At 64.7% G+C, this 10180-nt stretch carries 11 protein-coding genes; 8 read left to right on the top strand and 3 right to left on the bottom strand.

Annotation, left to right across the window (positions count from 1 at the left end; genetic code table 11):
* Nucleotides 1-5: 5 nt before the first annotated feature.
* The 7 genes from CHB77_RS15050 to CHB77_RS15080 all read left to right on the top strand — a co-directional run bounded on the left by CHB77_RS15050 (nt 6) and on the right by CHB77_RS15080 (nt 6592).
* Nucleotides 6-452 carry a DUF2840 domain-containing protein gene (locus CHB77_RS15050; RefSeq protein WP_425320185.1) on the top strand — a complete coding sequence of 149 codons (447 nt, stop codon included), beginning with the start codon at nt 6-8 and terminating at the stop codon, nt 450-452.
* Complete coding sequence (locus CHB77_RS15055; protein ID WP_080620497.1) at nt 449-994, top strand: S26 family signal peptidase; 546 nt, start codon at nt 449-451, stop codon at nt 992-994. The genes CHB77_RS15050 and CHB77_RS15055 overlap by 4 nt, the downstream gene beginning before the upstream one ends.
* Nucleotides 995-1062: 68 nt before the next feature.
* Nucleotides 1063-1398 carry a DUF736 domain-containing protein gene (locus CHB77_RS15060; protein WP_080620498.1) on the top strand — a complete coding sequence of 112 codons (336 nt, stop codon included), beginning with the start codon at nt 1063-1065 and terminating at the stop codon, nt 1396-1398.
* A gap of 2 nt (nt 1399-1400) precedes the next feature.
* Complete coding sequence (locus CHB77_RS15065; protein ID WP_080622748.1) at nt 1401-2165, top strand: lytic transglycosylase domain-containing protein; 765 nt, start codon at nt 1401-1403, stop codon at nt 2163-2165.
* 243 nt (nt 2166-2408) lie between these two features.
* Complete coding sequence (locus CHB77_RS15070; protein ID WP_080620499.1) at nt 2409-4148, top strand: relaxase/mobilization nuclease domain-containing protein; 1740 nt, start codon at nt 2409-2411, stop codon at nt 4146-4148.
* A gap of 25 nt (nt 4149-4173) precedes the next feature.
* Nucleotides 4174-6159, top strand: a complete 1986-nt coding sequence (locus CHB77_RS15075) for a conjugal transfer protein TraG (RefSeq protein WP_089389005.1) — start codon at nt 4174-4176, stop codon at nt 6157-6159.
* Nucleotides 6160-6163: 4 nt separating this feature from the next.
* Nucleotides 6164-6592 carry a ribbon-helix-helix protein, CopG family gene (locus tag CHB77_RS15080; RefSeq protein WP_080620500.1) on the top strand — a complete coding sequence of 143 codons (429 nt, stop codon included), beginning with the start codon at nt 6164-6166 and terminating at the stop codon, nt 6590-6592.
* Between the two features lie 101 nt (nt 6593-6693).
* On the opposite strand, the gene CHB77_RS15085 is transcribed toward CHB77_RS15080, so the two are convergent.
* The 3 genes from CHB77_RS15085 to CHB77_RS15095 are packed head-to-tail and all read right to left on the bottom strand — an operon-like array spanning nt 6694 to nt 8898.
* A complete protein-coding gene (locus CHB77_RS15085; protein WP_080620501.1) occupies nt 6694-7254 on the bottom strand; it encodes a pyridoxamine 5'-phosphate oxidase family protein in 561 nt (186 codons plus the stop codon).
* The gene (locus CHB77_RS15090) at nt 7251-8189 is read right to left on the bottom strand and encodes a DMT family transporter (protein ID WP_080620502.1); all 939 of its coding nucleotides are present in this window, start codon (nt 8187-8189) and stop codon (nt 7251-7253) included. The genes CHB77_RS15085 and CHB77_RS15090 overlap by 4 nt, the downstream gene beginning before the upstream one ends.
* Before the next feature lie 4 nt (nt 8190-8193).
* Entirely contained in the window at nt 8194-8898 is a 705-nt protein-coding gene (locus CHB77_RS15095; protein WP_089389006.1) for an SDR family oxidoreductase, read from the bottom strand.
* Nucleotides 8899-9025: 127 nt separating this feature from the next.
* On the opposite strand from CHB77_RS15095, the gene gcvA reads away from it, so the two are divergent.
* A complete protein-coding gene (gcvA, locus tag CHB77_RS15100; RefSeq protein ID WP_080620504.1) occupies nt 9026-9913 on the top strand; it encodes a transcriptional regulator GcvA in 888 nt (295 codons plus the stop codon).
* Nucleotides 9914-10180: the final 267 nt, after the last annotated feature.

Consider the following 10180-nt stretch of genomic DNA (forward strand, 5'->3'; position numbering starts at 1 on the left):
CCCGCGTGGAACTGACCTGGGTGGAGGGCAGGACCGAATACTGGATCAGGTTCGGCCATGAGGCGGGAACGCAGATCCTCGACCGCAACCGGCGCGTCGTTTCTTTCGGTCCTGGTTCGGTGTTCGCGTTCGTCCGCTGGGCGGCGAACGACCACGGCACGATCATTTCGCGCCTCGACATCCTGCGCGCGGTTGCGCCGGGCGAATCCTATCAGACGCTGCCCTTCGTCCGTCCGGGCGGCGAAATCCTGCTGAAGATCGAAGGCTGGCCGAAGGTTGAGGCCGTCCTTCGCCATGTCGACGGGATCGAGGCCATTGGCGTCGATCCCGCCCAGGTCGATCCCGATCACTGGCGGCATGTCGCCCACTGGATGAACGCAGGCGAAGCGCCGCGTCCTTACACCGCCGAGCGCCATCAGGCATGGCTCCGGCGCCGGGAGATCGCCCCATGACGCGCTTTCGCTATGTCATGGTGACGGCGGCGGCCACGCTGGGGATCGCCATCGCCGGATTCGTTCCGACCGCGCCAAGGCTGCTCTGGAACGCATCGGCCAGCGTGCCGATCGGGTTCTACACCGTCGCGCCCGCTGATCGGATCGAGATGCCCGATCTGGTCGCCGTCATGCCACCTGAGCCGTTCGCGTCCTACATGGTGGACCGCGGCTACGTCGCGCGCGACGTGCCGCTTCTGAAGCGCGTGATCGGCCTGCCCGGACAGCGCGTCTGCCGCGCCGGCCGCGCCATCGCCGTCGATGGTGTTCCGCTCGGCGAAGCACGCGACCGCGACAGCCTCGGCCGAGACCTGCCGGTCTGGCAGGGCTGCCGCGTCATCGCCGAGGGCGAAGTCTTCCTGATGAACCCGGACGTCGGCGACAGCCTCGACGGCCGCTATTTCGGCCCGTTCCCCGCCTCGGCGGTGATCGGCCGCGCGATCCCGCTTTTCACCGACGAAGACGGCGATGGCCGCTTTGTCTGGCGCGCGCCGATGCGGTGACGGCGCGTCCGCTGCGGGGCGTGCGAACGGCCCGCGTCTTCTCCACCGCATAGCAAAGGAAACCTCCCATGGCACAGATCGGCCAATTTACCCGCACCCCGTCCGGCTATTCCGGGCATGTCCGCACCCTCACGCTCGACGCGGAGTTGACCTTCGTTCCAGCAGAGAACGCCGAGGCGGAGAATGCGCCCGCCTACCGCATCCACCTCGGCGACGAGGACGGACCGGAAGTCGGCGCGGGCTGGAAACATTCCGGGGAACGCGCCGGGCCGTTCGTTTCGGTCCTGCTCGACGATCCCGTCTTCCAGCAGCCGATCCGCGCCCGCCTGTTCCAGGCGGACGAGGACGGACGCGACTGGGGCTTGCACTGGACCCGCCAAAAGAAGCGCGACGAGCAGGAATGACCATGCTCATCTCCTGCATTCGTCTCGCCTCCGGGAGATACGGCGTCCGCCGCCGCATCATCCTCTCTCTTCTTTCCGGCCTGTTCGTTTCAGCCATCACCACGCCGCCCGTCCTAGCCCAAGCTGCGATGCCCGGTCATGTGGTTGCCGCGCATCCGCACGACGCCCACATTGCGGAAGCCTCGCAACGCTTCGGCATCCCGACGACATGGATCATCGCCGTGATGCGCACTGAGAGCGCGGGCGACGTGCGCGCAATTTCGTCCGCCGGTGCGATGGGACTGATGCAGGTCATGCCCGACACCTGGGCGGATCTGCGCATCCGCCATGCTCTCGGCCGCGACCCCTTCGAGCCGCGCGACAACATCCTCGCGGGCACGGCCTATCTCCGCGAGATGTGGGATCGCTACGGCAATGTGGCCGCGATGCTCGCGGCCTACAATGCCGGTCCCGGCCGTTACGACGAATACCGCGCGACGGCTCGTCCGCTTCCGGCCGAGACACGCGCCTACGTCGCCGCGCTGACACCGATCCTGCTCGGCGAGCGACCGTCGGGGGGCAGCTCGTCGGTTGTTCCACCGCTCGATTGGCGCGAGGCGGCGATCTTCGTGGCGGGAGAAATCGGCGCTACCGCTTCCGATCCGGCTTCACCCGACCCCACGCCTCGCGACGCCCCTTCATTCGTCCCGGCAGCACCGGAAACGCTCACGGCCTTGCAGCCGGAGGGGCTGTTCGTCGCTCGCAGTGCCGGTGAGGACCAGCCATGAGCGGCTCCGTGCGGTTTCGCATCCTGTCGACCGCTGGCGTGTCATGGAGGGCGCGGGGGGTGGCGGCAGGCACCACGACCGGAAGATGGCAGGATAAAAGCGCGCACGGTGCGGCTCGGTCGGTCGGTTGTTTTTGTTCATGTTTTCGGCGCGTTCCGCACCGTGCCGCGCATTCGCGCACCGTGCGCCTCGCGCCCATCCTCCTGAATTTCCTTACTGTCTTGCACCGTGCGGGGCTGTGTCATGTCCGATGAACACGAGTTCCGCATAAGGCCGGGGCGCATCCGCTCGACCCGCGCTCAGCAGACCCGGCCCTTCATCGCGCAGGCGCTCGCCGCCGCGAAGAAGGCCGGCGGTGGCGTCTCTCGATCCGGCCGCGTGACTTCCGGCAATCGCTCCCGCTTCGGGCGCGGCCAGCGCGCCAGCGTCCAGGCCAATCGTCTCATCACCACCCGCACACGCGGCGCCGTCGTCAAGGCGCGCGTGGTGCGCAACATGGCATGGTCCGCGCCGCTCGGAACGCATCTCGATTATCTCCGCCGTGACGGCGTGACCCGAGATGGCGAGAAGGCACGGCTGTTCGGGCCGGGAACGGAGGATGCCGATGGTCGCGCCTTCGCGGAGCGGTGCGGCGATGACCGGCATCATTTCCGGTTCATCGTCTCGCCCGACGACGCGCCGGATATTTCCGACCTCCGATCATTCACGCGCGATCTTGTCGGCCAGATGGAAAAGGATCTCGGGACGCGCCTCGACTGGGTGGCGGTCGATCACTGGAACACCGCGCATCCGCATGTCCATCTGATCGTGCGCGGTGTTCGCGACGATGGGCAGGACCTCGTGATCTCCCGCGACTACATCAAGGAGGGGATGCGGGACCGGGCGCGCGATCTCATCACCCAGGAGCTGGGGCCGCGCACCGATCTCGACATTCACCGTGCGCTAGAGGCCCAGATCGAGGCGGAACGCTGGACCCAGCTCGACCGGCAGCTTGTCCGTGATGCGGGAAAATCCGGCATCGTCGATCTTGCCCCGCTCGCCAGCCGACCGCAGGACGAGTTCCATACGCTGAAGGTCGGGCGGCTGCGCACCCTCGAAATCCTCGGCGTCGCCGGGCAGATCGGCCATTCGCAATGGTTCATCAAGCCCGAGGCCGAGACGGTCTTGCGCGAACTCGGCGAGCGCGGCGACATCATCAAGCGCATGCACCGTGCCCTGATCGCGCGCGGCATCGAACGCGGCTCGGCCAGCTATGTCCTCGCCGGCGAAAGCCTCGACGTTCCCGTCATCGGCCGCCTGGTCGAGCGCGGCCTTGACGACGAGTTGAAGGGCACGGCCTATGCCGTCGTCGATGGCGTCGACGGACGCACCCACCACATCAAGCTCCCTCATCTCGATGCCGCCGGTGACAGCCCGCCCGGCTCAATCGTCGAGTTGCGCGCCTATGAAGATGCGCAAGGTGCGCGCCGCGTCGCGCTCGCTGTCCGCTCCGATCTTGATCTCGGTGCGCAGGTGGGGGCCTCGGGCGCGACCTGGCTCGACCGCCAGGCCATCGCCCGCGAGCCGGTTCCTCTCTCGGATAGCGGCTTCGGCGCCGAGGTCCGTCAGGCACTGGACGAGCGGGCGGAGCATCTGATCGGCGAGGATCTCGCGGAGCGGCAAGGCGGGCGCGTCGTCTTCGCTCGCCGGCTATTGAACACGCTGCGCAGGCGCGAACTCGACAGTCTCGGCGAGAAGCTCGCGGCCGAGACCGGCATGTCCTTCGAGCGCGCCGCCAGCGGCGAATATGTCGCCGGCTCCTATCGCCAGCGCTTCGCGCTCGCCTCAGGCCGCTTCGCCATGATCGACGATGGCCTCGGCTTCCAGCTCGTGCCCTGGTCGCCCTCCATTGAGAAGCAGATCGGCCGTCACGTCTCCGGCATCGCCCGCGACGACGGCGGTGTCGATTGGGACTTCGGGCGCAAGCGCGGCCTCGGCCTCTGACCTCAATCGGAAAGGAACCAACCCCATGTCCGCCACCAAGATCCTCTGGGGACAGATCAGCGTCGTCTTCCTCATCATCCTCGCCACCACCTGGGGCGCCACCCAATATGTCGCCTGGAGCCTTGCCTATCAGGCGCAACTCGGGCCGCCCTGGTTCGAGCTGTTCGGCACCCCGATCTACTATCCGCCCGCACTCTTCTGGTGGTGGTATTTCTATGAAGCCTATGCGCCGCCGATCTTCGCCAAGGGCGGGATCATCGCGGCCTCGGGCGGCTTCATCGCCATCGCGGTCGCCATCGGCATGTCAGTCTGGCGCGCGCGCGAGGCGAAGAACGTCGCCACCTATGGCTCGGCGCGATGGGCGGAGAAACCCGAGGTGAAGGCGGCCGGCCTGCTCGATCCCGATGGTGTCGTCCTTGGCCGGTATGATCGCGAGTATCTGCGCCATGATGGACCGGAGCATGTGCTGTGCTTTGCCCCGACACGTTCGGGCAAGGGCGTCGGCCTGGTGGTGCCGACGCTGTTGACCTGGCCCGGCTCGGCCATCGTCCACGACATCAAGGGCGAGAACTGGCAGCTTACCTCGGGTTTCCGGGCACGCCATGGCCGCGTGCTGCTCTTCGACCCAACCAACCCAAAGTCCTCGGCCTACAATCCGCTGCTCGAGGTGCGCCGCGGCGAGTGGGAGGTGCGCGACGTCCAGAACATTGCCGACATCCTCGTCGACCCCGAAGGCTCGTTGGACAAAAGGAATCACTGGGAAAAAACCAGCCATTCGCTCCTCGTCGGCGCCATCCTTCATGTCCTCTATGCGGAGCCCGACAAGACCCTCGCCGGCGTGGCACGATTCCTCTCCGATCCGAAGCGCCCGGTGGATTCCACCCTGCGCGCCATGATGGAAACCGCGCATCTCGGTGACGCAGGACCGCACCCCGTCATCGCCAGCGCCGCGCGGGAGCTGCGCAACAAATCCGAGAACGAGCGGTCCGGCGTGTTGTCGACGGCGATGTCGTTTCTCGGCCTCTATCGAGATCCGGTCGTGGCCGAGGTCACGCGCCGCTCAGACTGGCGCATCAGCGACATTGTGGGAGGCGATCAGCCGACCACGCTCTACCTCGTCGTGCCGCCCTCCGACATCAACCGCACCAAGCCCTTGATGCGACTGCTGCTGAATCAGGTCGGCCGCCGCCTGACCGAGGATCTGCAGGCGAACACGGGGCGGCATCGGCTGCTCTTGATGCTCGACGAGTTTCCGGCGTTGGGCAGGCTCGACTTCTTCGAGACGGCCCTGGCCTTCATGGCGGGCTATGGTCTCAAGAGCTTCCTGATCGCGCAGTCGCTGAACCAGATCGAGAAAGCCTATGGCCCGAACAACTCTATCCTCGACAACTGCCATGTGCGGGTGAGCTTTGCGACGAATGACGAACGCACCGCCAAGCGAGTCTCGGACGCGCTCGGCACTGCTACCGAGATGAAGGCGATGAAGAACTACGCCGGGCACCGGCTGTCGCCCTGGCTCGGGCACCTCATGGTTTCGCGCTCGGAAACCGCCCGCCAGTTGCTGACGCCGGGCGAGATCATGCAGCTTCCCCCGCATGAGGAGATCGTCATGGTGGCGGGCATCCCCCCGATCCGGGCGACGAAGGCGCGCTACTACGAGGACGCCCGGTTTCGCGAGCGTGTTCTGTCACCACCTGAATTGCAGCGCCCTGAGGGAGCCCGGCCCGACGACTGGACCACGCTTCCGCTCCCGGCGCGGCCGGAAGCCGCCGTGGATGAGGACAACCCCACGACGGATGACGAGGATACGACCGAATCCGAACGCCGCTTGCAGCCAGAACTCAGCCGGGTGAAGCCGGTGGAGAAGAAAAAGCCCATCGAGAACGAGTTTGAGTTCGCCCCGCCCGATGATGTCGACGAGGAGGCTGTCCAGAACCGGCGGATGATCCGGCAGGTCCAGGGGATTGCCCGGCAGGTTGCCATGGACCCGAACGACGGCATGGACCTATAGGACCATGATGCAACGCAAGAAGAAATCAAAGGTCACGATCTATCTCGATCCAGACCTCACTGCGGCGCTGGCCGACTTCGCCGCACGCCGGGATCGGTCGCAATCCATGATCGCCGAGGCTGCCATCGCATCCTTCGTGTCGCCGGATGATGCTGAGCGCCGCGAGGCGATCGTCGCCAAGCGACTCGACCAGATCGACCGCCGCATGACGCGGGTAGAGCGTGATGTCGGCATCGCCGTCGAGAGCCTGGCGGTATTCATTCGTTTCTGGCTGATGACGACGCCAGCCTTGCCCGAGCCGGCGGCAAAGGCGGCAAAGGCCAAATCGGCCGAGCGATACGAGGCGTTCATCACTGCGCTCGGCCGACGCCTCGCACAGGGACCGAAGCTGCGGCAGGAGATTACCGAGGATGTAGCGGCAGCGGACGAATAGATCGTCAGGCGGAGTGCTTGCATTAATGCCGATCCCGTAAACTGCTTTTTCGCGGCGATGGCGCGACGGAGGCGAACGCTACAACTATCGCAAAACCGTTCTTAGGGCACGATCCAGCGTCCTTCCCAGCCGTGGAGCCCTTGCCTAAAGCTGCATCGCCTGTGCGGCTCCGAGGAAAGATCCAATCGTTCCACATGGCTTATGACGATCTCGACCAGGCAGAACCGCGCATAGGCGGTCGCCGGATCGCTATCGTCGGTTTCCATTTCATTCGGCGAGGCCAGCACTGTCCCCGGCGGCAGTGCCGACCGAAAGAGGATATGTGTATGCGGGCGCAGCGCGTTCCAGAAGTCCCGCCGCCTCGTCTCGTCTTCGATGATCTCCGCCCGACCGTCGATGCGCAGTTGAACGACCCTCTCATTGTCGAAGCCGGCAAGCGATACGCACGGATTGGCCGTGATCTCCCGAACCTTGGGCGAACGCAGGTCGGTGATGAAGGACAGACTCGTAGATGCCTCGTTGAAGCTGCGCAGCACGATGGTTCGGATCTTCGGCGCACCGTCCTCGCCGACGGTCGCGAGTTGCATCAGCGTAAAGGGCGTTCGCTGTTTGACCGCATCGGCCAGCACCAGCCAGACATCATGGAGCAATGCCTGCTTCATGGTGCTTTTCCGGCAGGAGCAAGGCCGACACCGGCATCTGGCTCGACCTCCGGTGCCACCTTCCGCGACCCGAACTGAAGCAGAGCGACCCCCGCGAGGATGAGGCACATCGCCAGGTAGCCGATCAGCTGGATCGCCTCGCCGACGAACACGACGCCGATCACCAGGGCCACGACCGGAGGAATGTAGGTAACGCTCGAAGCCGCCAGCGCACCGAGGTTTTCGACGATGTGATAATAGGCGACATAGGCAAGGCCGGTTCCGCAGAGGCCAAGACCGATGACAAGGCCGATCCAGGCCCGGTCGTCGGCGAAGACCGCGCCAATCCCCTCGACCGGGATCACCATGAACAGCAGAAGCATTGCGATGCCGATCTGGTAGGTCGTCAAGGCGGCGGCTGGCAGCTTCAGCGGGCTGACGAATTTTCTGGCATAGACGAAGGAGCAACCGACGCTGAAGGTGCCCGCGATCATCCAGGCGACCCCTGCCATCTCGATGTCGCCACCGACCGACCACGGCTGCGCGATCAGCAACACGCCGAGAAAGCCGAGGGCGACGCCGACCGCCTTTGTCGCCGTGATGCGTTCCTCGCGCAGGAAAAGGAAAGCGCAGACGAAGGTGAAGAGCGGGATCGCCCCGCTCAGCATTCCGGCGATGCTCGACGGCAGCAAGGCCGTGCCCTTGGCGAAGGCGAAATAGTAAAGCGCGGTCGCCACCAGCGCCATGACCGCGAAATGATGCACATGACGGGCATGGCTCCATCGCAGTTCGCCCCGAGACAGCGCGAACAGAAAAACAGGGAGGAAGCCGAAGACCACGCGCAGCAGCGTGATCTGAGCCGGCGTGATGTATTCCGCTGCCCATTTGACGAAGATGAAATTGCTTCCCCAGATGAATCCGAGGAAGCAGAAGGCAAGCCAGGCGGTTTTCTTCATGGGCTTACACGGCGCGGGTGACGCCGCCGTCGACCCGGATATTCTGGCCAGTGATATAGGCCGCGCCATCGGAAGCGAGGAAGGCAACCGTCGCCGCGATTTCCTCGGAGGTGCCGTAACGCTTCAAAGGCACGCCGTCGCGGCGCTCCTCGGTCGCGGGGAGACTGTCGATCCAGCCGGGCAGCACGTTGTTCATGCGGATGTTGTCGGCCGCATAGGTATCGGCGAAGATCTTGGTGAAAGATGCGAGCCCGGCACGAGCAACGGCCGAGGTCGGGAACATCGCACTCGGCTCGAAGGCCCAGGCCGTCGAGATGTTGATAATGACGCCGCCCTTATGCTTCTGCATGGTCGGAGCGACGAGCCGAGCCGGCCGCACGACGTTCAGGAAATAGGTGTCGAACCCTGCGTGCCAGTCCTCGTCGGTGATTTCGAGGATCTGCTTGCGCGGGCCGTGGCCGGCGCTGTTGACCAGCACGTCGATACGTCCCCAACGCTCAAGGGTGCCGTCGACGAGGCGCTTCAAGTCGTCATTCGACTGGTTCGAGCCCGTGACGCCGAAGCCCCCGAGTTCCTGTGCCAGTGCCTCACCCTTGCCAGAGGACGAGAGAACCGCGACCTTGAACCCATCTGCCGCCAGCCGGCGCGCAGCAGCCGCGCCCATTCCACTACCGCCAGCCGTGATGATTGCGATTTTTTCTACTGTCATATCCGTGGCCTCTGAAAGAGAATTGATCGTGGAAGCCGCCTATACGGAGGCACTATGGATTGGTATCATCCTTTGAAACGGGATACGAACCAGTTCCACTCCCATCACTCTGTAGAAAATCTATCCTATGCCGGAAGGTTTCCCTCGACTCCCCTCGCTCAACGGCCTGCGCGTATTCGAGGTCGTGACGCGGCATCTCAACTTCCGGCTCGCGGCCGAGGAGCTGGGCGTCACGCAAGGGGCGGTCGCGCAGCAGATTCGCGGGCTGGAAGCCGAACTCGGGCTGAAGCTGTTTGAGCGCCAGCCACGCACGCTGGCCTTGACGGAGGCGGGCCGCAGCTACGTTGCCAATATCCGCCGGGCGTTCGAGTTGATCGCCGAGGCGACCGAAATGCTGAAGCCGGAACCCAGGCACCTGACCATCAGCGTCACGCCGACCTTCGCATCACGCTGGCTGATCCCGCGCCTGCCAGATTTTACCGCCACACACCCGGATATAGACCTTCGTATCCTTGCCACGGATCGGCTTTCCAGCTTCCAGACGGATGCGGTCGACATCGCCGTGCGCTATGGGCGGCCACCCTTCGGGGCGGGCCTCAACACCGAACTCCTGTTCGAGCAGGTGATCGTCGCAGTTGCCAGCCCGCTTCTCCTCGAAAAGCTCGGTCCGCCCGACGAGGACGACAATCTCACGCGCTATGCGCTCCTACACGACGCACATAATTTCTGGCCACAGTTCCTCGAACGAGCCTATCCGGGTGGCGTGACCGCCTCAGCCAAGAACATTCGCTTCAACCAGACATCGCTCGCCGTTGACGCGGCTGTCGCCGGTCAGGGTCTGGCGTTAGCGAGCCTGTTCTTCGTGCAGGACGATATTGATGCAGGCCGCCTCGCGCGCCCCTTCGCGACGGAATTGCGCGTCGGTTCGGACTTCTACCTGGTTTCGCCGCGCAAGCCGCGCCACCCTGAACCGACAGCGGATGTGCGGAGCTGGCTCCTGACCGCCGCGCGATGAACCGAATCACCTGACAAGGACCAAGGCGCTGCTTTCAGGCTTGGTCCTAGATGGGGTCACCGCCGTTCTCCTGTATTTGCGCGCTACGCTACTACGACTGTTAATTTCCACCCAGAAGTGACCCAGGTTTTCCATCGAGAACTGACCCACCTTTGATTATGGTTTTTGGGTCATTCAGAGGTCAAGGCGTGATTGTTCTCCTTCTTTTGGCGCGCTGCGGCGGCTGAACTGGCTTTGAAGCGGAAGCTGTCGTTTCCGGTCTCCAGG

Source organism: Paracoccus sediminis, from assembly GCF_900188295.1.
In the GTDB taxonomy this organism is placed as follows: domain Bacteria; phylum Pseudomonadota; class Alphaproteobacteria; order Rhodobacterales; family Rhodobacteraceae; genus Paracoccus; species Paracoccus sediminis.

Bases quoted from the DNA above. Each gene is read 5' to 3' on its own strand.
- CHB77_RS15055 (WP_080620497.1), top strand. From the start codon at position 449: ATGACGCGCTTTCGCTATGTCATGGTGACGGCGGCGGCCACGCTGGGG.
- CHB77_RS15060 (WP_080620498.1), top strand. From the start codon at position 1,063: ATGGCACAGATCGGCCAATTTACCCGCACCCCGTCCGGCTATTCCGGG.
- CHB77_RS15065 (WP_080622748.1), top strand. From the start codon at position 1,401: ATGCTCATCTCCTGCATTCGTCTCGCCTCCGGGAGATACGGCGTCCGC.
- CHB77_RS15070 (WP_080620499.1), top strand. From the start codon at position 2,409: ATGTCCGATGAACACGAGTTCCGCATAAGGCCGGGGCGCATCCGCTCG.
- CHB77_RS15075 (WP_089389005.1), top strand. From the start codon at position 4,174: ATGTCCGCCACCAAGATCCTCTGGGGACAGATCAGCGTCGTCTTCCTC.
- CHB77_RS15080 (WP_080620500.1), top strand. From the start codon at position 6,164: ATGATGCAACGCAAGAAGAAATCAAAGGTCACGATCTATCTCGATCCA.
- CHB77_RS15085 (WP_080620501.1), bottom strand. From the start codon at position 7,254: ATGAAGCAGGCATTGCTCCATGATGTCTGGCTGGTGCTGGCCGATGCG.
- CHB77_RS15090 (WP_080620502.1), bottom strand. From the start codon at position 8,189: ATGAAGAAAACCGCCTGGCTTGCCTTCTGCTTCCTCGGATTCATCTGG.
- CHB77_RS15095 (WP_089389006.1), bottom strand. From the start codon at position 8,898: ATGACAGTAGAAAAAATCGCAATCATCACGGCTGGCGGTAGTGGAATG.
- gcvA (WP_080620504.1), top strand. From the start codon at position 9,026: ATGCCGGAAGGTTTCCCTCGACTCCCCTCGCTCAACGGCCTGCGCGTA.